Here is a 22300-nt window from a genome sequence, read left to right on the forward strand (position 1 = left end):
ACAGCATGATGGGGACAAAGGCGCCGGCCCACAAGGGCCGGCGCTCAGTTCTGCTGGATGGGCAGGCGGATATGGAACTGGGCGCCCAGGCCGGGTTCGCTGGCGCAGTGGATGCGGCCGCGCAGCAGCTGCACCACCAGGTTGTAGATGATGTGAGTGCCGAGCCCGCTGCCACCGTGGCCCCGCTTGGAGGTGACGAAGGGATCGAAGATACGCGGCAGTATCTCGGGGGGGATGCCGCGGCCATTGTCGCTGTAGTCGATGATGAGCTCATTGTCCTGCTGTTCCACCCGGATGCTGATCTTTTTGGGTCTGTCCCAGCCATCGAAACCGTGGTTGATGGAGTTGAGGAGCAGATTGGAATAGATCTGGGTGAAGCTGCCGGGGAAGGAGTAGAGGGTCAGCTTGGGATCGCATTGGATGTCGACCTCACACTGGGCCTTCTTGAGCTTGTGGCCGAGGGAGACCACCACTTGGTGCAGGTTGTCGGCCAGGCTGAAGTTGTAGCGTGCCTCGGACGACTGATCCACCGCCACCTGCTTGAAGCTGGCAATCAGCTCGGAGGCGCGTCTCAGGTTGCCCTGCAGCAACTGCATGGATTCATCAAGATTGACCGTGAATTCATTCAGATAGGAGCGGGAGAGCTGCTTGGCCTCGATGTGCTGCTTGAAATCGGCCACCTGCTCCTGCAGGTAGGAGGAGGCGGTCACGCTGATGCCGATGGGCGTATTGATCTCGTGGGCCACCCCGGCGACCAGCGATCCCAGCGAAGCCATCTTCTCCGACTCCACCAGGGTTTGCTGGGCCTGTTTCAGGTCGTCGTACGCCTTGCCCAGCTGCTCGTTGGCATCGCTCAGGCGGCGGGTGCGCTCGTCTACCTTGCCTTCCAGCTGCTCGTTGAACAGGGTGATCTCCCGCTCCACTTTCTTCAGGCGGGTGATGTCATAACCGAATCCAATCAGATACTTGAGGTTCGGGCCTTCGTAGAAGGGGGCGAAGGTCCACTGCAGGACGAGTTCGTTGCCCTGCTGGTCGTGCATGATGATCTCCCTGTCTTCGAGGGAGCCCTGTTCGGCGAGCAGGGTGCCCAGCTCGGTCCGCTGCTCCTGGCTGACGAACAGATCCAGCCAGTTGTGCTGCAACAACTCTTCATGGTGATAGCCGGTGAGCAGGATGGCGGCAGGGTTGATGCTGGCGATGTTGAGGTCCGGCTCCATGCAGCAGATAACCATATTGGCCGAGTTGATCAGGGTGGCGGAGAAGTCCCGCTCCTGCTGGAGCTGCTCGGCGGCCTGATGGCGGGCCGTGAATTCATCGTTCAGACGGGTGCGCATCTGGTTGAGGGTCGCGGCCAGCGCATCGAATTCGTCGGGGTGCTTGCGGGGCAGGGTGCGCCCCTCCAGCGTCAGCTCCACTGCGAGTCTATCCAGGTTCAGTTTCTGGGCGTAGTTGACGATGCGATTGATATGACGGATCACCAGGTAGTAGATGATGATCAGGATGCAGAAGGAGACGACCAGGGTCTTGATGGTCTGGCTGACCAGGATCAGCACGGATTTCTCGATCAGCCGCTGGTAGATCTGTTCGAGGGAGGCGGCGACAAACAGCTTGCCGACGATCTCGCCCTGATAGGTGAGGCTGAACTCCCGGGAGATGTCGTACTGCTCTTTTTCCACGCCCTGGGTCAGCAGTGGCACTTCCGAGTTGCCCAGCATCTCCTTGACCATCACGAACTGCATGTTGGGCAGGTTCATGATGCCTTCGATCTGAACCTTGACCTGTTCTTCATCCAGATTCCATAAACTGGCGGAGATGGGCTGCAGGAAGGAGGCCTCGATCTGATCGATGCTCGCCTCGATGACGGTCACATCCTTGTTGTAATCCCAGGCGAGCTGCAACACCGTGATGATCATGGCCAAGACGGTACTGCATATCAGAATGTAGGAGAGCAGACGGTAAGACAGTCCGTTAAGGCCGATGGCCTTGGAGAAGATTCCTGACATGGCATCCTTGCGGTCTGGATTGAGTGCGGTTTAGTGTAACTGCTTCATCTACCTATGTCGTGTGTCATAAAACGGATAAAAGTAAGGCCCCTTTCGGGGCCTTTTTGTTCTCTCCAGGGATTAATGATTCCCTTTCGCCTTGGCCGGAATGGATTCATCGAATTCCGGCAGCGGTTTATGCTCGGAGGCCAGGTAGGTGTAGATCACCGGCAGCACGAACAGGGTGAACAGGGTGCCGATGGCCAGACCCGCCACTATGACGATACCGATGCTGAAGCGCTGGGCAGCGCCTGCACCCGCGGCATAGAGCAGCGGAATGAGGCCCGCAATCATGGCCGCCGTGGTCATCAGGATCGGGCGCAGTCGCACCTTGGCGGCTTGCATCACCGCCTGCATCCGGTTCAGACCGTGCAGCAGCTGCTCCTCCTTCGCCACCTCACAGATCAGGATTCCGTGCTTGGTAATCAAACCAACGAGGGTGATGAGGCCCACCTGGGAGTAGATGTTCATGGTGGCCATTCCCCAGGCCAGCGCGATCAAGGCACCGCTGATGGCGAGCGGGACCGAGACCATGATGACCAGGGGGTCACGCACGGATTCAAACTGGATCGCCAGCACCAGGAAGATGATGGCAAGGGCCAGGGCGAAGGTAGCGTACAGGGCGTTGCCTTCGGTCACGAACTGGCGGGCTTCCCCCATGAAGTCGTAGCGATAGCCTTGCGGCAGCTTCTCTTCTGCGGTGGCCTTGAACCAGTTGATCGCATCACCCATGGCGACACCCGGAGCAGGAACTGCGCCTATGGTCGCCGAGTTCAGCTGGTTGAAGTGGGGCAGGGCACGGGGCTCGCCCACCACTTCGATGCTGATCAGGCTGCCGAGCGGGATCGACTTGCCATCGGCGGCGCGCACGTAATAGCCCTTCATAGATTCAGGGTTCATACGGAATTTACGCTCCACCTGCGGGATCACCTCGTAGGAGCGGCCATCCAGATCGATCCGGTTGACGTAGCCATCCGCCATCATGGTGCCCATGGTGACGCCTATGTCCTGCATGGTGATGCCGTAGGCACCCGCCTTGTCCTTGTCGATCTTGATCTTCATGGTGGCCGAGTCGTAGTTCAGATCGAGATCCGAATAGACGAACTGGCCGTTGGCCTGGGTGGCCGTCAGCATCTCACCGGCGATCAGGAACAGGCTCTCGAAGCTGTTCGGGGTGGTGATGACGAACTGGATGGGCAGGCCGCTCGAGGCACCCGGCAGCTCGGGGAACTGGAAGGTGGTGATGGCCATACCTGGGATGTCCTTCACCAGACCGGCAACCCTATCCAGCACCTCTTTCTGGCTCGCTTCACGCTCGCTCCAGGGCACCATGGAGGCGATGCCGAAGGCCTGGTTGGCGTTGAACACCCCGGAGAAGACCTGGGAATACGCGATCTCGGGCTGCTTATCCAGGATCTTGTTCACGTCCGCCATAGTGTTTTCGATGTAGTCCAGGTTGGCATTGGAGGGTGCCGTCCCCAGCACGGCCATAACGCCCTTATCCTCGGACGGGGCCAGCTCGCTCGGGATGAACTTGAACAACAGCGGCAGGCTGCCGAACACGATGACGGCGAACAGCACCACCACGATGCGGTGCTGCATCACGGCGTGCAGCATGCGGTCGTAGCGATTCGTCATCCGATCCAGCAGGTGGTGCACAGTGCTCTCGAACTTGTTCGGCTGCTCATTGGCCTTGAGCATCTTGGCGCACATCATGGGCGACAGGGTCAGGGCTATGATGCCGGAGACGAATACCGCTCCCGCCAGGGTCAGCGCGAACTCCTTGAACAGGGAGCCGGTGATGCCCCCCATCAGGGCGATAGGCGCATACACCGCGGCCAGGGTGACCGTCATGGCGATGACCGGCACGGCGATCTCGCGGGTGCCTATGATGGCCGCCCGGAACGGTTCTTCCCCTTCCTTGATGTGACGATCGACGTTCTCCAACACGACGATGGCGTCATCCACCACCAGACCGATCGCCAGCACCATGGCCAGCAGGGTCATCAGGTTGATGGAGAAACCGAACAGATCCATCATCATCACCACGCCGATGAGGCTCAGCGGTATGGTGATGATGGGGATGATGACAGCCCGGAAGGAGCCGAGGAACAGGGTGATCACCACCAGTACGATGGCGGCCGCTTCCAGTATGGTCTTGATAACCTCGTTGATGGATTCGTTGATGGCAATGGTGGAGTCATACAGCACGTTGGTCTGCAGGGTACTCGGCATGTTGCTCTTCAGGCTCGGCAGCAGCTCCATCACATCGTGGGCGATGGTGATGGGGTTGGCGGTCGGCGCCGCGTTGACCGCAAGCACCACCGCTTCCTTGCCGTTGGCGCTGGCACGGTAGATGTCGTGGCTCTTCTCCAGCGTCACCTTGGCGATGTCGGAGAGGCGGATCACCTTGCCATCCCGGGTCGCCACCACCAGCCGCTTGAGCTCACCGGTGTTGCTGACCTGGGTTTCGGCATTGCCGTTGAACAGGGTGAAGTAGCCGGTCGCCTGGCCGGTAGCAGACTGATAGTTGTTGCTGTTGAGCACCGTCATCACGTCGCTGGAGGTCAGGTCGAAGGCCGCCATCTTGGCCGGATCCAGCCACACCCGCAGGGCAAACTCGACCCCGCCGTAGATGTCGATCTTGGAGACCCCACCCACGGTGAACAGCTGGGGCTTGATGACCCGCTCCAGGTAGTCGGTGATCTGGCTGGAATTCAGCTCAGGGCTGGTGAAGCCCATGTAGAGCACCGCCGTGGTCGAACCGGTGGAGGAGGTGACCGAGGGGTCTTCCGCCTCCTTGGGCAACTGGGAGCGCACCGAGTTGACCTTGGCCAGGATATCGGCCAGGGCTGCGTTGGGGTCGGTGTTCAGCTTCATGTACGCGGTGACGGTGGAGCTGCCCAGCTGGCTGGAAGAGGTCATGAAGTCGATGTTGTCGGCTTGCGCGACCGCCTGCTCAAGGGGTTGGGTGATGAAGCCCTGGATCAGGTCAGCACTGGCACCGTAGTAGCTGGTGTTGACCGTGATCACCGTGTTGATGACTTCAGGGTATTCCCGCACCTGCATCTTGAAGATGGCCTGGAAGCCCAGCAGGGCTATCAGGAAGCTGAGCGAGATCGCCAGCACGGGCCTTTTTATGAATATGTCAGTAAATCGCATCACAGATCTCCGCGCTTACAGCATCGGGGTTTGTGCCGGAACGGCAAGGGCATCGTTTTCGACTACGCGCACCTTGGTATCGTTACTCAGGCGAACCTGACCCGACAGCACGATTTCATCGCCGGCCTTGAGGCCAGACAGCACATGGACGTCATTGCCACGACGCTCACCCGCCTTGACCACCACCTGCTTGGCACGTTTCACGCCGTCCGCCTCGTGGATGACATAGACGTTCTCGCCGTACAGGGTGAAGGAGATGGCGGATTGCGGGATCACGATCTGATCCTTCACCGTGGGCAGTATGATGCTGGCACGGGCAAACATGCCGGAGCGGAGCTGGCCCTCGTTGTTCGGGATGTCAGCCTGCACCTGGATCAGGCCGCTCTGATAGTTGACGGCCGGCTCGATGGCGGTGATATGCCCGTCAAACTGGGTATTGGGATAGGCATCCACGTTGATCTTGATGGTCTGGTGCAGGGCAATCTTGGAGATGTCGGTCTGGGGCACGGTGAAGCGCAGGCGCATCACGCTGGTGTCTTCCAGTCGCACTATCTCGGTACCCGGTTCCAGGTATTGACCGAGGAAGACGTTGCGCAGGCCGACCACACCACCGAAGGGAGCACGCACTTCGCGACGGGCTATGGTGGCCTTCAGGCTCTCGATATCCGCTTCCAAGGAGCGGTAGCTGGCTTCGGCGTCATCCAGTTGATCCCGGGAGATGGAGTTCTTCTGGTACAGGTTCTGATAGCGCTCAAACTTGGCCCGCGCCGCCGGCAGTCTGGCCTGGGACGATTGCAGGTTGGCTTTTTCCACGCTGGAGTCCAGGCTCAGCAGCAGCTGATCCGCCTTGACCTGGGTGCCGGATTCGAAGCTGATCTTGTCGATGGTGCCCGCCAGTTCACTGGAGAGAGTGACCCCTTGCTTGGGCTCGATGAAGCCGATGGCATCTATGGTCGGAACCCAGTCTTGCGCCTTGGTCACCATGGCGGTGACCGGGAACTCAGGCTCTGGTCGATTGGCCATGAACTCTGCGATCTTCTTCTGTTTGAACATATTGAAGCCGATGACACTGCCAAACAAGGCGAGTGCTATCAGCAGCATGATGGCCATCCACTTTTTCATGAACAGGCTCCTGTGGTGGAAATATTAGGGTTTAAAATGGCATTCCAGCTGGCCCGGATCACCGTCTCCAACTGTTCTTGCGTCAATACAAAATCGTGAACCCGGCGTTGTTGTGCCAGGTTGGTCACGCAATCCAGACTCAGCGCCTGCAGCACCAGGACGGGTAAATCGATAAACAGTCCTTGCTGGCGTCCCCGTTCGAAGAAGCGCTCAAGTGGCGCCCAGGTTGCCATTATGACCGGATCCCGCTCCAATTCAGCCCCCAATGGAGAACTTTCGTACTGCAATTTGCATTTGAGGGCATTGGGGTGGTGGGTGAAGATGGCATCGATGTTGAGCCACAGGCGTCGAAATTGCCGATATGACACCTCTTCTATCTGCACATCCTCCATGACCAGCGGATGACACTTCAGAATGGTGTGCAGATAAAGTTGGCGGATCAGATCATCCTTGTCGCTGAAGTAGCGGTAGATGGTGCCTGCCGCCACATTGGCTTGCTTGGCGACCGCGGCAACGGAGAGACCATAGAAGCCCTGCTCGCCGAGGATCTCGTGCGCCGCCTCGAAAATGCGCTCTTTTTTATCCATGACTCTGCTGATCACAATGAATGAACGTTCATTCATTCTAGGTAGAGAAGCAAGCAAGTCAAGGATGAGAATCGATACTCTGCCAGATGAGGGCACAGAAGTGGGCCGAGTGAGGACGATTCAGGCCGAAAGCATGGAGAAGAGATACAAAACTGTACAAAGCGATGCAAAAACAATCGGTTGATTCATTGTGATAAAAAAAGAGTGGACAAGGTGGGTGCCATCATCAATAATGCGCCCCGTTCGACAGCGTAGCGCCCGTAGCTCAGCTGGATAGAGCGCTGCCCTCCGGAGGCAGAGGTCACAGGTTCGAATCCTGTCGGGCGCACCATAAAACGTGCGCCAGTTAAGCGGGCGTGTTGTGGAACGAAAACAGCTGTGGTGGCTGTAGCTCAGTTGGTAGAGTCCCGGATTGTGATTCCGGTTGTCGTGGGTTCGAGCCCCATCAGCCACCCCATTTTACAGTTGTTTTGCGGCATGTTAGGTATGCGAAGGTGGCGGAATTGGTAGACGCGCTAGCTTCAGGTGTTAGTGCCCCCCGGGTGTGAGGGTTCGAGTCCCTCTCTTCGCACCATACTTGCTGTATGACGAAGGTGACCATTGGTTATCTTGATTCTTGAAAAAGAAGTACCCCATCGGTGATTAGCGCAGCCCGGTAGCGCATCTGGTTTGGGACCAGAGGGTCAAAGGTTCGAATCCTTTATCACCGACCACATTTGAAAACCTCGCTTCGGCGGGGTTTTTGCTTTTCTGCGATTTGCTCTCCCTCTCTGTCACGTCTTTTTACACTTCTGTTGGCGCCTGTTCGCCTCGAGTTCGTTATGCTGAGTGCCAGACTCCCAAGTAGTGGGCATCATCGAACACTTTCAGGCACAAGGTCACATGTACCATCATCCTATGCTCTTTCAAGCCTGCACTCTGGCGCTGGTGATCATGACCCTCGGCGGTTGTGCGTTGCAACCCAAGCCGGAGGCATTGCTGATGGGGGCGGCCCCCAAGTCGACAGCGCCCTCCTCGGCGGCCCTGGTGACCGATGGCGGCTTCTGCGTGGCCTTGAGCGAGAAGGGCGGTCTGCTGACTCAGCCCTGTGACCGGAGCCCCCGCCAGCAGTTCGAGTGGGATGCCGGTGCCTTGCAGCTGTCGGAGCATTGCCTGATCGCCAGGGGTAGCGACGATCTCGTCATGGCGGATTGTCAGGATAACAGCCATCAATGGCAATGGCAGGCGGATCGCCTGTTCAACCGGCAGGTCTCGCTCTGTCTGGATGTGGCCGGGCGTCGTCACCAGCCCGGCACGCCGTTGCGACTGGCGGAGTGTTACGGCGGCGCCAACCAGAGTTTCGAGTGGCTGCCCGCCACCAGCCTGCTGGATCGGCTAGCCCTGCCCAACCTCGCCTGGTGAAAAGGACGAGCGCGGCAGGGCCGGCGTTCTGGATGAAGAGATGCGATGAATGGATGTGAAAAGGGTGGTCATGCGACCACCCTTTTGCATTTCTGGCGAGGAGACGAACGGGATCAGCCGACGCTGGGGGCGAACAGCTGCTCCAGATAGACGGCGACACCATCCTCGTCCGAGCTCAGGGTCTGCTCATGTTCAGGCAGAGCCAGCTTGAGGCGATCGTGGGCGTTGCCCATGACCACGCCGCGACCCACCATGCTCAGCATCTCGAAGTCATTCATGCCATCGCCGAAGGCGACTGCCTGGGACATCTCCAGTCCATTCTGGGCCAGCACGGCGCGCACGGCGTTGCCCTTGTGCACGCCACCGTGCATCACCTCGAGACAGTCCGGCAGGGAGAAGGTGACGTTGAGCCGATCACCATATTGCTGGTTGAGCCGGGTCTCGATCTCGAGCAGTTTCTCGTGATCGCCGATGTAGAACACCTTGTTGATCTTGTCCATCGGGTGAGTGGCGAGGTCGGTCAGGCGGTAGGCGAAGCCGGACTCTTCGTGGAATTGCAGCATCTTGGGCATCTCTTCCTCCACCAGCCACTCGTCGCCGTAGTAGACGTTGAGGTGGATGGAGGGATCCCGTTCCAGGGTGATCAGCTCGGCCGCCACCGAAGCGGGCAGCGCCTGATTGAAGATCAGCCGATCCTGCTTGTCGTGCACCACGGCGCCGTTGGAGGTGATGAGATAGATATCGAGTCCGAGCGCATCGCGGATGCCGCGCACGTCCACATGATGGCGACCGGTGGCCACCACGAACTTGATCCCCTGATCGACCAGGCGGTGCAGGGTGTCACGGGTGCGGGGGGAGATCTGGTGCTGCTTGTTGAGCAGGGTGCCATCGAGATCGGATACAACTACCTTGAACATCATTACCTCGGCATGAATGGAATGCCGGGGCAGTGTACCCCAGCGTCTGACCTCACCCCATTTATTTAGGGATCCAAAAAATAGCCAGTATCGGCGCTAGAAACGAGCGAAGAACGCCAGGGTCGCGGTCAGTGCGGGAAGGCGCTGGGTATCCGCCTCGATAAACAGCTCGTGCCAGCCCCCCTCGATCCGCAGCGGCTTGCCCCCTTCACAACGTGCCCTGGTGCAGAACTCGTCCTGGGCCAGGTTGTCGACGATGCCGTCATCCCCCGCCTGTATCAGCAGCAGCGGCGTCTTGATCCTGTCTGCCTCGGCGATGGCGGCATCCCCGGCCTTGATGCCCTCGCGGATCCAGTGGGCGGTGACGCCGCCCAGCTTGATCTGCGGCTGCTGTTCATAGAGCTGGCGGAATGCCTGATAGCGGGGCTCGCTGTGACTCAGACCGTTGTCGGCGAAATCGTGGGAGACATAGCCCCCCTGTCCCGGCCCGTAGGGGGGCTCGCCCCACCAGCTGCCGACCGTATCCATGGTGACCGCCAGCCCCTTGGCCAGCCACTTGGGCAGGCCGCCGAGGTTGATGCCCAGCATGGGGGAGGAGAGCACGGCCGCCTTGATGTCATCCGGCCAGCGTTCCAGATAGCGTGCCGAGATGGCACCCCCCATGGAGTGGGCCAGCAGGAACAGCTTGGCGGGTTGGTCCGCGACTATGACCTCGTCGTGGAACTGCTTCAGATCCAGCACATAGTCGTCGAAGTCGGCGACATAGCCCCTCTCCGGATCCGCCAGCATGCGGCCGGACAGCCCCTGGCCGCGATGATCGATGAGATAGAGGCTGTAGCCCTGACGCCACAGATCCCAGGCCAGCTCTTGATACTTGAGGTAGCTCTCGACCCGGCCGTTGACGATGAGGATGGCTCTGTCCACCTTGGCCTGGCGCAGGGCGGCGTAGCGGATGCTCACCCCGCCCTTGCCCTTGAACTCCCCTTCTACCGCGTGGTCGCGCCAGAAGTCGGGCAGGGTCTGCTGATGAAGAGAGGGGACCTCGGCTTCCATGGTGAGCTGATAGGGATTGTCCACGGCGAGGGCTCCGGCAGAAAACAGGGTCAGGGCCAGCAAGGGCAGGCAGTTAACTTTCATCGGATGGATACTCCATGTCCATAGGGTCTTCCTGTTGTGCGGCCCAGCCTTTGCGGGTCAGCTGCATCCGTTGCCACCAGGCCTCGTCCGCCAGGATCTCGCCCGCCGGGCCGAGCTGGGGGTAGGGCATCTCTTTTTCTTTGCAGAGCTGGGCATAGATGGGATAGCCCCCCTCGAACAAGATGCTGTTCTGCTCGTCGAGATCTAGGGGGCAACCGCGCTGGTAGCAGCCCGCCAGCTCGCGCTGGCGCTGGGCCTCGTACAGGATGGCGGCGGCGGCCACCGAGACGTTGAGGGACTGCACCATGCCCACCATGGGGATGACGATATGATGATCGGCCAGCGCCAGCGCCTCTTCCCCTATGCCGTGCTTCTCCTGGCCCACCAGGATGGCGGTGGGCTTGGTGTAGTCGATGGCACGAAAGTCCACCGAACTCTCGGAGAGGTGGGTCGCCAGGATCTGCATGCCGCTGGCTTTCAGCTTGCTGACCGCGGTACCTATGTCCGGGTGCAGCTTCACATCTACCCAGTTCTGGCTGCCACGGGCGGTGCCCTTGCGGGGGTGGATGGAGGTCTTGGGCCAGACCGCGTGCACGCGATGGATGCCGATGGCGTCGGCGGTGCGCACTATGGCGGCCAGGTTGTGAGGCTTGTGGACCTCTTCCATGCAGACGGTCAGGTCGAGCTGGCGCATGGCCAGCATGTCGGAAATCCGTTTAAAGCGTTCAGGTGTCATATCAGTTTCTATGCAGTGGGGCTCCAGCTGGCCAGAATGGTCAGCATGCCGGATAGGCGGCTTACGCGCTCGGGAGCCACGGGTTGTCTCTGTAAAAGCAACAGGCGGCTTGCGCCGCCTGTGTTCAGTTCTTCTGTCGGCTCACTCTGAGCACGTTGGGCATCACCCGGATCTTGCGCATGATGTTGGCAAGGTGGATACGGCTCTTGGTGGTGATGAGCAGGGTGACCAGATAGACCCGGCCATCCTTCTCCTCGGTACTGATGGCGTGAATGTTGGCGCCGGTGGCCGCGATCACGTTGGCCAGCTCCGCCAGCGCTCCCTGATGGTTGATGATCTCGATGCTGATGCCGGTGCGGAATTCCTGCTCCTGCTCCTTGTCCACCTCCCACTGCACCGGCAGGTACTTGTCCGGTTCGCGGCTGTAGCCCCTGATGTTGCGGCAGGACTCCTGGTGGATCACCAGGCCCTTGCCCGGGCTGATGTGGGCGATGATGGCGTCCCCCGGGATCGGGCGGCAGCAGTTGGCGAAGGTGACCAGCATGCCGTCGGCCCCCTTGATCGGCATCTTCTTGCCGGTGGACTTGGGCTGCTCTTCCGGCGGCAGTTCATCCCCCAGCATGCGGCGCGCCACCATGACGCTCATGGCGTTGCCGAGGCCCACGTCGGCCAGCAGGCCCTGCAGATTCTCGTGCTTGGTGTCGGCCAGCACCTGCTTGATGCGCGGTTCGGGGATGTCTTCGATGTTCTTGGCACCGAGCGCATGGTTGAGCAGGCGGCGACCCAGCACCACCGACTCTTCGGTACGCAGGTTCTTGAGGAACTGGCGGATCTTGGAGCGCGCCTTGGTGGTCACCACGAAATTGAGCCAGGCCGCGTTCGGGCGGGCGCCGGGGGCCGTGATGATCTCCACCGTCTGACCCGAATGCAGCGGGCTGCTGAGCGGGTAGGGGTGACGGTCGACCCTTGAGCCGACACAGGCGTGACCGATGTCGGTGTGCACCGTGTAGGCGAAGTCCACCGGGGTGGCGCCGGCGGGCAGCTCCATGATGCGGCCCTCCGGGGTGAAGACGTAGATCTCGTCAGGGAAGAGGTCGGTCTTGACCCCTTCGATGAATTCGAACGAGCTGCCGGCGCTCTGTTGCAGCTCCAGCAGGCTCTGCATCCAGCGCTGAGCGCGGATCTGGGCCGTGGTGCCCGAGCTGTCGCCATCCTGCTTGTAGGCCCAGTGGGCGGCAACCCCCTTGTCGGCCATCTGATCCATGAATTCGGTGCGGATCTGCACCTCGACCGGCACCCCGTGCGGCCCCACCAGGGAGGTGTGCAGCGACTGGTAGCCGTTGCTCTTGGGGATGGCGATATAGTCCTTGAAGCGGCCGGGACGTGGCTTGTAGAGGCTGTGCATCTGGCCCAGCACCCGGTAACAGGTATCTATGTCCTTTACCCTCACGCGAAAGGCGTAGATATCCATCACTTCGTGGAATTGCAGTTCTTTCTTCTCCATTTTGTTGTAAATGGAGAATAAATTCTTCTCGCGCCCGCTCACCTGAGAGTCGATGCCGGCCTCCCGCAGCCGGCCCTCAATCTCGCTCTGGATGGAGTCGATGATCTCGCGGCGATTGCCACGGGCGCGGCGCACCGATTCCCGCAGCACCCGGGAGCGCATGGGGTAGAGCGCCTCGAAGCCAAGCTCTTCCAGCTCGTTCTTCATGGTGTGGATGCCGAGACGGTTGGCGATGGGGGCGAAGATTTCCAGCGTCTCGCGGGCGATGCGGCGACGCTTGTCCGGCCGAAGTGAGCCCAGCGTGCGCATGTTGTGGGTGCGGTCGGCGAGCTTGATCAGGATGACCCGGATGTCCTGGGTCATGGCCATCATCATCTTGCGGAAGTTTTCGGCCTGGGCTTCCTTGCGATCGCGAAACTTCAGCTTGTCGAGCTTGGAGACGCCCGATACCAGCTCGGCAACGGCGTTGCCAAACAGTTCGGCCAGATCGTCTTTGGTGACGGGGGTGTCTTCGATGACGTCGTGCAGCACGGCGGCCATCAGGGTTTCGTGGTCGAGGCGCATGTCGCCCAGGATCCGGGCCACGGCAACGGGGTGGGTGATATAGGGCTCGCCGCTGGAACGCATCTGTCCCTGGTGAGCATCACGGGCCACCACATAGGCTTGCCTGAGCTTCTCGACCTGCTCGGAAGGCAGGTAGGAATTGGCTATTTCTTTAAGATTTTCAAATAAATACAAGACAGTCCCCGCAGTGGCGAAACAGCAATTCGTGGAATTGAGGGTATGTCTCCGAGTTTGCGAGGTTTTCGAGCGGTTGTAAATGGGGAGAACAGTCGGCACCCGGGCGGGTGCCAACCGGAAAAATAACTTAACCGCGGCCTTCAGCGATGGCAGCAACGGCAGCCAGCTCGGCGGCTTCCTGCTCTTGCTGCTCGTAGCGGTCCTGGGTATCCATCACTTGATTGTTCACCAGACCCATCTCGATCTCGCGCAGGGCGATCACGGTCGGCTTGTCGTTCTCTGGGTCGACCAAGGGATCTTTGCCTTGTACCGCGATTTGACGGGCGCGGCGCGCGGCGACCAGCACCAGATCAAAACGGTTACCTACCTGTTTTACAGCATCTTCTACAGTAACGCGTGCCATGAGGACTCCAGTGTTTGGGCTTTCTGTGTTGAAAAAAGCGGTGTTTAAAAATGACGCAAAAGTTTACTTGTTTTTGGACTATTCTGCCAGCAACTGTTGCAGCAAGTTTTGTTGGGCCTGCTGTTGCTGATGCAATGCCAGCCGCTGGCACTCGATGATGGCCCTGAGCTGGAACAGCGCCTGCTCAAAGTCTTCGTTGATGATGACATAGTCATACTCGTCGTAGTGCACCATTTCGGCAATGGCTTTCTCCATTCGCCCTTTGATCACCTCGGCACTGTCCTGGCCGCGTCCGATCAGGCGTTGCTGCAGCTCGGCGCGGCTGGGGGGCAGGATGAAGATGGACTTGGTCGGCATCTGCTCGCGGATCTGGCGAGCACCCTGCCAGTCGATGTCGAGGAAGACGTCGATGCCTTGGGCCAGACAGGCCTCGATGGCGGCGCGGGAGGTGCCATAGTAGTTGCCGAAGACCTCGGCCCACTCCAGAAAGTCGCCGCGCGCGATCAGCGCCTTGAACTCTTCTACCTGCACGAAGTGGTAGTGCACCCCATTCTCTTCCCCTGGGCGCATGGCGCGGGTAGTGTGGGAGACCGACAGTTGCATCTTGCCAGCATCGTTATGCTTGGTCAGCAAGGCATTGATCAGGCTGGACTTACCCGCCCCGCTAGGGGAGGAGATGATGTAGAGAGTGCCTTGTTGCGCCATGTCTGTACCTTTAAGCGATGACAGTGTTTTGGTTGTAGCAGAGGCCGCCGTCTTGTGCCCGATAAGGGAGACAGTCGCTCGCAAAACACGGAAAAATCAGAATCAGAGGGATCTAAAGGCGGCGAATTTTAGCAGATGGTGGCGGATAAAAAAACGGCCGGAATCATATTCCAGCCGATCAAAGTATTCGTAGCTTGCTGCGGGAGCGTCACCCACAGGTCACTATTCTGCCTCTGGCGTGGGAGATGGGCCAGCAGGTTATCCCAGCCTCAGGATTCGGAATTTCCGAGTTTTTCACCGCCAGGCAGTCGATGCTGGGCGCAGATCCGATCGAAGGCGGCGATCACCCGCTCGCTCGTTATCTTGCTCATGGCGTCAGGATCCTTGAGGCGGGTGCGCCAGTCGAGCTGTGCCAGCGGCTTGCCGGTCTCCTGCTCGATGAGTTCCTGATAGACGCTGACCGCATAGTCGCGGCACAGATAGGGGCCGGTGCGCGCCGGATTGTGGTGGGCGTAGAGGCCGATGACCGGAGTTCCCACCAGGGTCGCCATGTGGGTGGGCCCCGTGTCCGGTGCCAGCACCAGGCTGGCCTCGGCGATCAGTGCCAGCAGTTGCTTGAGGTTGGTCTGGCCCACCAGATCCACCGGCCTGCTCTGGCTCAGCCGCTGGATGTCGGCGGCGAGATCCCGCTCCAGTTTGGCCGGACCGCCACAGAGATAGACCTGAAAACCCTTGCCGGCGGCGTGATCCGCCAGGGCGGCATAACCGGCGGCGGTCCAGTTCTTGAACGCCTTGCTGGCGGCGGCGCAGATGAGCAGGGTGGGCTTGCCGCCCACCTTCTGCCGGGCCCAGTCGCGCTGTTCCGTGCCTATGGGCAACTGCCAGTCCGGCGTCAGATCCCGGATGCCGAGCTCTTTGGCGAAGGCGAGAAAACCGTCGAGCACATGGGGGGAGGCGGGCGAGGGCACGCGATGGTTGGTGAATAACCACTGACCGTCGCTGGCGCGTTCTTTATCGAAGCCGAGTTTGACGCCGGCCTTGATGCCGAGAGTGGCGATGCTGGCCCGCAGGGCGGCCTGCAGGTGCAGCAGGGCGTCGAACCGGCGGCCCTTGAGGGTCTGCCACAGCGCGCGATAACCGCGCCAGCCCTTGCTCTTGTCGAAGGCAATGACCTCGACTCCGGGCAGGTCGGCAAAAAGTGTCGCTTCAATCTTGCCGGTGATCCAGGTGATGCGAGTCTCTGGCCACTCCCGCTGAATGACGCGCACCAGCGCCAGCGCATGGCAGCAATCCCCGATGGCGGAGAGCCGCAGGATGCAGATAGAAGAAGGTGGCGTTTGGAACAGCGGCATGATGTGGCGCAATGGTGGCAGAATGGATGGATGGCATTATGCAAACTCCCTTGTGGATTGTAAAATCGCACCCGCTGGCATGCCTGACCGGCACATTCTCCATGGATTGATGCATTGCGCCCAACTATCGACCGGAATCTTCAGATGTTGACACAGACCGTCCATAACCAGATCTGCTGGTATGCCGAAGGGGCCTTCCGCGACCCTTCCCCCGAATTGTTCGATCCGGCCTGGTGGCAGACCCATCGCCAGGTGGTGGGTTCCGCCATCGGTCGCGGGGTGACCTGGTTTGTGAAGGATGAGTCGCGCCACCTGGTGCTGCGCCACTACTACCGTGGTGGCATGGTGGGCAAGCTGGTGCGGGATCGTTTCTGGTTTGAAGGGGTGGAGACCAGCCGTGCCATGGTCGAGTTCAGCCTGCTGGCCAGGCTGAGCGAGCAGGGGCTGCCGGTGCCGCGCCCGTTTGCGGCGCGTATGGTCAAGCAGGGTCCCTTCTATCGCGCCGATATCCTGATCGAGCGCATCCGCGGCGCCAAGGATCTGGTGGCGCTGCTCAAGCAAGGCAGCATCGCCGGCGAGGTGTGGCACAGGGTCGGCCAGACGGTGCGCCAACTGCACGATGCCGGCGTCTATCACGCCGATCTCAATAGCCACAACCTGTTGCTCGACAAAGACGGCAAGGTCTGGGTGATCGATTTCGACAAGGGGGCCATCCGCTCCCCCGGTAGCTGGCAGCAGGCCAACCTTGAGCGGTTGCTGCGCTCCTTCACCAAGGAGTCCCAACTGCATACCAGTTTTCACTTCGTGCCGGAAAACTGGCAGGCGCTGATGGCGGGATATCAGGGCACCACGGGCGGAAAAGCAGGCTGAGCTTGTTGCTCGGCGCGAGCGCCAATGCTACTTATTTGGGCTGATATTTGGATCCGGTTTCGAGGCGTGTGATGGAAAGAGATGTAACTCCCTGGGTTGAGACCGTGACCCGGCTCGATATGTCCCTGATGGCGCAAGCCATGGAGATGCTGGAGGCCGGGATCTGGGTCTGGTCGGCGGAGCAGGGGCTGAGGCGCGATCCCTCCTGCCTGCAACTGCTGGGGCTTGAAGGCGATGAGCTGGATGATCTCGGCTGGCTGGCACGGGTGCACCCGGACGATACCGCCCGCCTGGAAGAGGCCATCAGGGCGTGCCAGAGTGGCCAGGGCAACGGGCTGCGCCTCGAGTATCGCATCTTGCACCATCAGGGCCACTACCTCCGGCTGGAGGAGCGGGTGCGCAGTGATGGGCAGGGTCAGCTGTTGGGGGTGGTACGCCACCTCGATCCGGCCGCACCCCAGCTGGACGAACGCCACAATACGGATCCCCTCACCGGGCTCGAGAGCCGCAGTTACTTCGAGTTGCTGCTGGATGAGCGGCTGGCACACGAGAGCGGCAGCTTCTGCCTGCTGCAGTTCACCGTGGATCACAGCAGCAAGATATTGCAGCTGTTCGGTGAGGTGGCCTGCGACGCCATGCTGGCGAAGCTGGCTCGCATAGTGCGCCGCGAGCTGCGCCGGGAAGATCCCTTCGCCCGCTGGGACGAGGATGGTTTCATCCTGATGCTGTCCCAGACCGATCGCCTGAGCGGCCTGGAGATCGCCGAGCGGCTGCGCCTCGAAATCGCCGATGCCAACCTGTTGCCCGAGCGGCCGGTGACCGTCAGCATCGGGTTGGTACAGAGCCAGAGCGCCGAGCAGATCGATCACTTGTTGGCCCGGCTGGCCTCTTGCCACGGCCAGGCCAAGCGGGAGCACAACACCGTCATCGGTTGATTTTTAGTCAGCACTCACTCACCCGATGACGTCGGTGGGCCAAAGAGAGTCAGCATTGACGGGCCTGGCGGTCGACCGATCGTCAGTCCGTGCTATGCGCCGGATGACGCTGGCAGACCCAGAGAGAGGCCAACATCAGCAGGCCGCCCAGTGCGATCCTGAGCAGGTCTGCATCCTTGCCCCAGAGCACCAGGTTGACCAGCAAGCCCGCCGGGATCAGGGCGTTGTTCATGATGGCCAGCACGCCGCTGCTGACCAGGGTCGCGCCCTTGTTCCACAGGAAGTAACCCAGTCCGGACGCCCCCACCCCCAGCCAGAGCAGAATGCCCCATTGCAGGTTGCTGGTCGGGTATTGGGGCTGGCCCAGCAGTAACCAGGCGGGCAGGGCGATGGCCAGGGCCCCCAGATAGAAGCAGCCGAACACCGCGAGCTGGGGCGGCTGCTCCTTCTCGCGTGCCAGCAACACCTTGTAGCCGACCTGTCCGATGGCGAAGCAGAGGTTGGCCCCCTGCACCACCAGGAATCCCATCACATAGCTTTCGGTCAGGCCATCGAAGCGGATGACGGCCGCCCCCAGCACGGCGAGCAGGGCCCCCCACAGGTAGGTCGGTTTGAATCTGGACTCCAGCAGATCGTGGAGCAGGGTGACGTAGATGGGGGTGAAGATGGTGAACACCAGCACCTCCGGCACCGTCAGCAGCAGGAAGGAGTGGTAATAGAACAGATACATGATGCCGAGCTGGGTGGCGCCGAGCGCCATCAGCTTGACGACCAGATCGGGTCTCAGCCAGCGGCGGCGCAGGAAGGGCAGGAACACCAGGCTGGCGAGAGCGATGCGGGTCAGCACGGAGAAGTAGGCATCCACCTGGCCGGCGAGGTAGACCCCGATCAGGCTGAAGGAGAAGGACCAGAGCAGGGTGACCCCTATCAAGTAGTTCATGTGATTGAATTGTCGTCAGTTGTCAATTTGGAGGGCGCTATGATGGCCGAGTTGGAAGGCGCGATCCAGCGTTTATGGGCACTGTTGCCACAGATCGGAGCATTTGCCTTCGAGGCGAGCAACGGGGTGGGTTCCGCGACCGACTGGAACGGGCGGGGTGAGGGAGAGGTGCGGGTGACCGATCACCAGGGGGGTTGGCTGTTTGCCGAGGCGGGCCGCTATACCACGCCCCACGGCCGTGAGCTCGCCATGCACAACAGTTTCTGGTGGCGGCGCAGCGAGCGGGGGATCTCGCTCTCCCATCTGCGCCATGAGGCCCCGGTCCTGCTGTTTGAGCTGCGGCCCGGGTCGGACGGGCGCTGGCTGACCGCCGAGCCCCATCTGTGCGGCCAGGACCACTACAGTGCCGAGCTGACACCATTGCCGGGCGGATTCAGGCTCGGCTGGCAGATCACCGGCCCGCGCAAGAATGAACGGCTCGAGTATCGTTACCTGCGAAGCGGGGAGGAGGCATAAAAAAACCGGCGCAGGGCGCCGGTAGCGGGGACAAATCGGAGGTTTTTTTTAAAACGGTCCCAAAAACAGGAGAGATACACTCTCGTCACACATTCAGAGATGGCATTCAGGCATGCAGGGCATAGTTCAGCATGGCCTGCAGCTTGCTGTCGAACAGCCACGGCAGGGTCAGCATCAGCAGGCCGAGCAGTCCGGCCAGCCGGTGGCGATACTGCCAGCCGGCGATCAGCACCAGACCGCCGCAGAGGGTGGTCAGGATGCCTGACATAGGCTGGCCTCCCGACGGGCACGGCGTTGCTGAGCCCACTGGTTGAGGGCGACCGAGCCCAGGATCAGGGCCAGTGCCGCGCCTGTGGTGGACTGGATCTGCTCGCCGAGGAACAGGGCGCCCAGCATGACGCCAAACAGCGGCACCAGGTAGTTGCTGAAGGAGGCGAAGGTCGGGCCCGCCTGCTGGATCAGCGCCATGTAGAGGAAGTAGACCAGGCCGGTACAGAACACGCCCAGCACGGCGACCGCCCCCATGGCCTGCTGGCTCGGCATCGTGAGGGCGCTCAGATCGGTGACGAAGGGCGCGGCCAGCAACAGCTGGATGGCCGACGAGATCAGGATGTTGCGAGCCACCACCACGGGGTGGTCCTTGGCGAAGCGCTTGATCATCAGCAGGCCGATGGCGAAGCAGCTGGCCCCGAACAGGATGGCGACGGCGCCGAGCAGGCCCGCATCCATGCCATTCGCCAGTTTCGGCCAGAACAGCACCAGCACACCGACAAAGCCGATGACCACGGAGACAAGGCCTCCCTTGGTGATTTTTTCACCGGAAACCAACAAGGGTGCCATCAAGATGGTGACAAAGGGGATACAACCCATCACCACGGCGGCGATGGCGCTATCCACGTACTGCTGACCCCAGGCCACCATGATGAAGGGGATGGTGGCATCGAGCAGGGCGATCAGCATATAGGTGCGCCACGGCGTGTGTTCGCTCTTGAGGCGCATGAACAGGCAGAGCAGACCCAGGGTCAGGCTACCGCACAGGGCGCGCACGGAGGCCACCATGATGGGAGGCATCTCGTTGACGGCCTGATGCATGAAAATGAACTGGGAACCCCACAACAGGCCGATCGCCAGTAACAACAGATAGCTGCGCATTTTAATCTCCGATGTAATTTGCCCGCGCATTCTATGCAATCTGCTACTATGCCAAAAATGAATTGTCGTCATTCCACTATGGCCAATATCGATGGAACTCCCCCTTTCCCGCCTGGATCTCAACCTGCTCACCGTGTTCGACATGCTGATGCAGGAGCGCAACGTCACCCGTGCCGCCGAGCGGTTGCACCTCTCCCAGTCCACCGTCAGCCACGCCCTCGGGCGACTGCGCAGTGCGCTGGACGATCCGCTGTTTGTCATGAGCCGGCGCGAGATGATGCCCACCGAGCGCGCCAAGGCGCTGGCGGGGCCGGTGCGCCAGGCGCTGGCCATGCTGGAGCAGGGCTTGCGCCAGGCGAAGGGGTTCGATCCCGCCAGTGCCCAGCGGGTGTTTCGCATCGCCACCCCGGGCTCGGTGGAGCACGGCCTGGTGCCGACGCTGGTGGAGCGCATGGTCCAGCAGGCGCCCCAGTGTCGGTTGGAGGTGTGTGAGCTGGCGGACAGCGACTACGAGCGGGAGCTGGAGAAGGGGGAGCTGGATCTGGTGATCGGTTTCGCCGATGCCAACAACCTGTCGCCCCGGCTGTGGCGCGAGGAGTGGTTCAGCAACCCGCTGGTGTGCCTGTCACCGCTGGGCAGCGCACTGCCGGATGTGCTGGGGCCGGCCGATCTGGTCAGCCGCCCCCATATTTACACCTCCAGCTGGGGCCACAGCCAGGCCATGGTGGATCTCTGGCTGGCCCGCTTCGAGGTGGCGCGTGAGTTGGGCGTCAGATTGCCGAGCTTTATGGCGGTGCCGCAGCTGATGGCGACCGGCCGTTATCTGGTGGTGGTGCCGGAGATGATCGGCCGCCACTTCAGTCGCTACTACCCGCTGCGGCTGCATCAGCTGGACCCGGAGATCCCCATCGTCTACCTGATGGCGGGTCACCCCCTCACCGCCCATGACGAGGCGATCGGCTGGTTCAAGGGGTTGCTGCACCGGCTCGCCCTCGAACGCTACGGCAAGGCCGCGCTGGGCACGGCGGCTCAGCGCAACCCGGCGAAGTAATCCAGCCCCATGGCACCCTTGACCTCGGCCAGCACCTCGTCGGTGAGGGTGCGAGCCTGCAGCGTTCCCTGATGCAGCAGCGCCAGCAGTTGGCCCTTGTCGGCGATGGCCGCCTGCCGCCGTTCCCGCATGGGGGCGAGCAGGGCCTGCAGGCAGTCGTTCAGCACCTGCTTGCAGCGCATGTCACCCAAGCCGCCGCGCTGGTAGTGGGCCTTCATCTCGGCCACCAGCGTCTTGTCCGGGTGGAAGGCATCCAGATAGGCAAACACCGTATTGGCCTCCACCTGACCGGGATCGCTCACCTTGAGGTGATTGGGGTCCGTGTACATGGCGAACACCGCCTGCTTGATCTCATCCCTCGACATGCCGAGCTCTATGGTGTTGCCGAGGGACTTGGACATCTTGGCCTTGCCGTCGATGCCGGGCAGGCGGCCGGTGTCGCTCAGTATGGGCTGGCACTCGGTCAGTACCTCCTTGCCCACCAGGGCATTGAAGCGGCGCACTAACTCGTTGGTCTGCTCCAGCATGGGCAGCTGATCCTCGCCGACCGGCACATGGGTGGCGCGAAAGGCGGTGATGTCGGCGGCCTGGCTGACCGGATAGACCAGGAAGCCCGCAGGCAGGCTGCGCTCGAACCCTTTTTGCTGGATCTCCGCCTTGACGGTGGGGTTGCGCTCCAGCCGGGCGACGCTGACCAGATTGAGGTAGTAGCAGGTCAGCTCGGCGAGGGCGGGCAGAGCGCTCTGCAGGCAGAAGGTGGTCTTGGCGGGATCCAGGCCGGCTGCCAGGTAATCGGCCATCACCTCCAGCACGTTGTCGGTCACCTTGGCCGGGTTGTGGCCGTTGTCGGTCAGCGCCTGCAGATCGGCGATCATCACGAACTGGCGGTAATGGGACTGGGCCTCTACCCGCTGGCGCAATGAGCCGACGTAGTGGCCTATGTGCAGTCTGCCGGTGGGTCTGTCGCCAGTCAGTATGATGGGGTTATGCATGTCATTCTCTCCGGTTGGGGGTGAGCCGGGAGGCG

Annotated in this window: 20 protein-coding genes and 4 tRNA genes; 9 read left to right on the forward strand and 15 right to left on the reverse strand. The window is 61.1% G+C overall.

The features are described 5' to 3' along the window. Positions 1 to 44 precede the first annotated feature (44 nt). From LG30_RS0111555 to LG30_RS0111570, 4 genes are all read right to left on the reverse strand, one after another. Positions 45 to 2003 carry an ATP-binding protein gene (locus LG30_RS0111555; RefSeq protein ID WP_033130864.1) on the reverse strand — a complete coding sequence of 653 codons (1959 nt, stop codon included), beginning with the start codon at positions 2001 to 2003 and terminating at the stop codon, positions 45 to 47. 120 nt (positions 2004 to 2123) lie between these two features. Further along, positions 2124 to 5204, reverse strand: coding sequence for a multidrug efflux RND transporter permease subunit (locus LG30_RS0111560; protein WP_033130865.1), 3081 nt, complete (start codon positions 5202 to 5204; stop codon positions 2124 to 2126). Between the two features lie 15 nt (positions 5205 to 5219). Further along, positions 5220 to 6326 carry an efflux RND transporter periplasmic adaptor subunit gene (locus LG30_RS0111565; RefSeq protein WP_033130866.1) on the reverse strand — a complete coding sequence of 369 codons (1107 nt, stop codon included), beginning with the start codon at positions 6324 to 6326 and terminating at the stop codon, positions 5220 to 5222. After that, positions 6323 to 6913, reverse strand: coding sequence for a TetR/AcrR family transcriptional regulator (locus LG30_RS0111570; RefSeq protein ID WP_033130867.1), 591 nt, complete (start codon positions 6911 to 6913; stop codon positions 6323 to 6325). Before LG30_RS0111570 ends, LG30_RS0111565 begins: the two co-directional genes overlap by 4 nt. Positions 6914 to 7167: 254 nt before the next feature. On the opposite strand from LG30_RS0111570, the gene LG30_RS0111575 reads away from it, so the two are divergent. From LG30_RS0111575 to LG30_RS0111595, 5 genes are all read left to right on the forward strand, one after another. Next, positions 7168 to 7244 (forward strand) — tRNA-Arg (locus tag LG30_RS0111575). A 50-nt stretch (positions 7245 to 7294) separates the two neighbouring features. After that, a tRNA-His gene (locus tag LG30_RS0111580) sits at positions 7295 to 7370 on the forward strand. Between the two features lie 31 nt (positions 7371 to 7401). Beyond that, a tRNA-Leu gene (locus LG30_RS0111585) sits at positions 7402 to 7487 on the forward strand. 62 nt (positions 7488 to 7549) lie between these two features. Continuing rightward, positions 7550 to 7626 (forward strand) — tRNA-Pro (locus LG30_RS0111590). A 169-nt stretch (positions 7627 to 7795) separates the two neighbouring features. After that, the gene (locus tag LG30_RS0111595) at positions 7796 to 8314 is read left to right on the forward strand and encodes a ricin-type beta-trefoil lectin domain protein (protein WP_033130868.1); all 519 of its coding nucleotides are present in this window, start codon (positions 7796 to 7798) and stop codon (positions 8312 to 8314) included. A gap of 113 nt (positions 8315 to 8427) precedes the next feature. Here LG30_RS0111595 and LG30_RS0111600 read toward each other — a convergent pair whose 3' ends face one another. From LG30_RS0111600 to LG30_RS0111630, 7 genes are all read right to left on the reverse strand, one after another. Continuing rightward, positions 8428 to 9231, reverse strand: a complete 804-nt coding sequence (locus LG30_RS0111600) for a Cof-type HAD-IIB family hydrolase (protein ID WP_033130894.1) — start codon at positions 9229 to 9231, stop codon at positions 8428 to 8430. Positions 9232 to 9327: 96 nt separating this feature from the next. Then, positions 9328 to 10368 (reverse strand): alpha/beta fold hydrolase, encoded by a 1041-nt coding sequence (locus LG30_RS0111605; protein ID WP_033130869.1) that lies wholly within the window; start codon positions 10366 to 10368, stop codon positions 9328 to 9330. Then, positions 10358 to 11104, reverse strand: a complete 747-nt coding sequence (gene trmH, locus LG30_RS0111610) for a tRNA (guanosine(18)-2'-O)-methyltransferase TrmH (RefSeq protein WP_033130870.1) — start codon at positions 11102 to 11104, stop codon at positions 10358 to 10360. The genes LG30_RS0111605 and trmH overlap by 11 nt, the downstream gene beginning before the upstream one ends. A 124-nt stretch (positions 11105 to 11228) precedes the next feature. Further along, complete coding sequence (gene spoT, locus LG30_RS0111615; protein ID WP_033130871.1) at positions 11229 to 13346, reverse strand: bifunctional GTP diphosphokinase/guanosine-3',5'-bis pyrophosphate 3'-pyrophosphohydrolase; 2118 nt, start codon at positions 13344 to 13346, stop codon at positions 11229 to 11231. Between the two features lie 130 nt (positions 13347 to 13476). Continuing rightward, positions 13477 to 13752 (reverse strand): DNA-directed RNA polymerase subunit omega, encoded by a 276-nt coding sequence (gene rpoZ, locus LG30_RS0111620; protein WP_033130872.1) that lies wholly within the window; start codon positions 13750 to 13752, stop codon positions 13477 to 13479. 78 nt (positions 13753 to 13830) lie between these two features. Beyond that, positions 13831 to 14457, reverse strand: a complete 627-nt coding sequence (gene gmk / locus LG30_RS0111625; RefSeq protein ID WP_033130873.1) for a guanylate kinase — start codon at positions 14455 to 14457, stop codon at positions 13831 to 13833. A gap of 269 nt (positions 14458 to 14726) precedes the next feature. Continuing rightward, positions 14727 to 15809 (reverse strand): glycosyltransferase family 9 protein, encoded by a 1083-nt coding sequence (locus LG30_RS0111630; protein WP_033130895.1) that lies wholly within the window; start codon positions 15807 to 15809, stop codon positions 14727 to 14729. 144 nt (positions 15810 to 15953) lie between these two features. On the opposite strand from LG30_RS0111630, the gene LG30_RS0111635 reads away from it, so the two are divergent. Together LG30_RS0111635 and LG30_RS0111640 are read left to right on the forward strand one after the other, a co-directional pair. Continuing rightward, positions 15954 to 16679, forward strand: a complete 726-nt coding sequence (locus LG30_RS0111635; RefSeq protein ID WP_033130874.1) for a 3-deoxy-D-manno-octulosonic acid kinase — start codon at positions 15954 to 15956, stop codon at positions 16677 to 16679. A gap of 71 nt (positions 16680 to 16750) precedes the next feature. Further along, complete coding sequence (locus tag LG30_RS0111640; protein WP_033130875.1) at positions 16751 to 17614, forward strand: sensor domain-containing diguanylate cyclase; 864 nt, start codon at positions 16751 to 16753, stop codon at positions 17612 to 17614. Between the two features lie 82 nt (positions 17615 to 17696). Here LG30_RS0111640 and LG30_RS0111645 read toward each other — a convergent pair whose 3' ends face one another. Continuing rightward, the gene (locus LG30_RS0111645; RefSeq protein WP_033130876.1) at positions 17697 to 18554 is read right to left on the reverse strand and encodes a carboxylate/amino acid/amine transporter; all 858 of its coding nucleotides are present in this window, start codon (positions 18552 to 18554) and stop codon (positions 17697 to 17699) included. A 42-nt stretch (positions 18555 to 18596) separates the two neighbouring features. On the opposite strand from LG30_RS0111645, the gene LG30_RS0111650 reads away from it, so the two are divergent. Beyond that, positions 18597 to 19070, forward strand: a complete 474-nt coding sequence (locus LG30_RS0111650; RefSeq protein ID WP_033130896.1) for a DUF6314 family protein — start codon at positions 18597 to 18599, stop codon at positions 19068 to 19070. A gap of 106 nt (positions 19071 to 19176) precedes the next feature. Here LG30_RS0111650 and LG30_RS22530 read toward each other — a convergent pair whose 3' ends face one another. Together LG30_RS22530 and LG30_RS0111655 are read right to left on the reverse strand one after the other, a co-directional pair. Further along, on the reverse strand, positions 19177 to 19338 hold the full coding sequence (locus tag LG30_RS22530) for a hypothetical protein (protein WP_152599220.1): 162 nt from the start codon (positions 19336 to 19338) through the stop codon (positions 19177 to 19179). Continuing rightward, positions 19323 to 20222 (reverse strand): DMT family transporter, encoded by a 900-nt coding sequence (locus tag LG30_RS0111655; RefSeq protein ID WP_033130877.1) that lies wholly within the window; start codon positions 20220 to 20222, stop codon positions 19323 to 19325. The genes LG30_RS22530 and LG30_RS0111655 overlap by 16 nt, the downstream gene beginning before the upstream one ends. A 91-nt stretch (positions 20223 to 20313) precedes the next feature. On the opposite strand from LG30_RS0111655, the gene LG30_RS0111660 reads away from it, so the two are divergent. Then, positions 20314 to 21273 carry a LysR family transcriptional regulator gene (locus LG30_RS0111660; RefSeq protein ID WP_033130878.1) on the forward strand — a complete coding sequence of 320 codons (960 nt, stop codon included), beginning with the start codon at positions 20314 to 20316 and terminating at the stop codon, positions 21271 to 21273. Here the strand turns inward: LG30_RS0111660 and trpS are convergent. Continuing rightward, on the reverse strand, positions 21252 to 22265 hold the full coding sequence (gene trpS, locus LG30_RS0111665; protein WP_033130879.1) for a tryptophan--tRNA ligase: 1014 nt from the start codon (positions 22263 to 22265) through the stop codon (positions 21252 to 21254). The two genes, LG30_RS0111660 and trpS, sit on opposite strands and share 22 nt — an antisense overlap. Positions 22266 to 22300: the final 35 nt, after the last annotated feature.

The sequence above is a fragment of the Aeromonas aquatica genome (genome assembly GCF_000764655.1).
In the GTDB taxonomy this organism is placed as follows: Bacteria; Pseudomonadota; Gammaproteobacteria; order Enterobacterales; family Aeromonadaceae; genus Aeromonas; species Aeromonas aquatica.

Coding starts and splice junctions, on each gene's coding strand:
- LG30_RS0111565 (WP_033130866.1), bottom strand. CDS start 6,326: ATGAAAAAGTGGATGGCCATCATGCTGCTGATAGCACTCGCCTTGTTT.
- LG30_RS0111560 (WP_033130865.1), bottom strand. CDS start 5,204: ATGCGATTTACTGACATATTCATAAAAAGGCCCGTGCTGGCGATCTCG.
- rpoZ (WP_033130872.1), bottom strand. CDS start 13,752: ATGGCACGCGTTACTGTAGAAGATGCTGTAAAACAGGTAGGTAACCGT.
- gmk (WP_033130873.1), bottom strand. CDS start 14,457: ATGGCGCAACAAGGCACTCTCTACATCATCTCCTCCCCTAGCGGGGCG.
- LG30_RS0111570 (WP_033130867.1), bottom strand. CDS start 6,913: ATGGATAAAAAAGAGCGCATTTTCGAGGCGGCGCACGAGATCCTCGGC.
- LG30_RS0111650 (WP_033130896.1), top strand. CDS start 18,597: ATGGCCGAGTTGGAAGGCGCGATCCAGCGTTTATGGGCACTGTTGCCA.
- LG30_RS0111655 (WP_033130877.1), bottom strand. CDS start 20,222: ATGCGCAGCTATCTGTTGTTACTGGCGATCGGCCTGTTGTGGGGTTCC.
- LG30_RS22530 (WP_152599220.1), bottom strand. CDS start 19,338: ATGTCAGGCATCCTGACCACCCTCTGCGGCGGTCTGGTGCTGATCGCC.
- trpS (WP_033130879.1), bottom strand. CDS start 22,265: ATGCATAACCCCATCATACTGACTGGCGACAGACCCACCGGCAGACTG.
- LG30_RS0111605 (WP_033130869.1), bottom strand. CDS start 10,368: ATGAAAGTTAACTGCCTGCCCTTGCTGGCCCTGACCCTGTTTTCTGCC.
- LG30_RS0111640 (WP_033130875.1), top strand. CDS start 16,751: ATGGAAAGAGATGTAACTCCCTGGGTTGAGACCGTGACCCGGCTCGAT.
- LG30_RS0111595 (WP_033130868.1), top strand. CDS start 7,796: ATGTACCATCATCCTATGCTCTTTCAAGCCTGCACTCTGGCGCTGGTG.
- trmH (WP_033130870.1), bottom strand. CDS start 11,104: ATGACACCTGAACGCTTTAAACGGATTTCCGACATGCTGGCCATGCGC.
- LG30_RS0111660 (WP_033130878.1), top strand. CDS start 20,314: ATGGAACTCCCCCTTTCCCGCCTGGATCTCAACCTGCTCACCGTGTTC.
- LG30_RS0111600 (WP_033130894.1), bottom strand. CDS start 9,231: ATGTTCAAGGTAGTTGTATCCGATCTCGATGGCACCCTGCTCAACAAG.
- LG30_RS0111645 (WP_033130876.1), bottom strand. CDS start 18,554: ATGAACTACTTGATAGGGGTCACCCTGCTCTGGTCCTTCTCCTTCAGC.
- LG30_RS0111555 (WP_033130864.1), bottom strand. CDS start 2,003: ATGTCAGGAATCTTCTCCAAGGCCATCGGCCTTAACGGACTGTCTTAC.
- LG30_RS0111630 (WP_033130895.1), bottom strand. CDS start 15,809: ATGCCGCTGTTCCAAACGCCACCTTCTTCTATCTGCATCCTGCGGCTC.
- LG30_RS0111635 (WP_033130874.1), top strand. CDS start 15,954: ATGTTGACACAGACCGTCCATAACCAGATCTGCTGGTATGCCGAAGGG.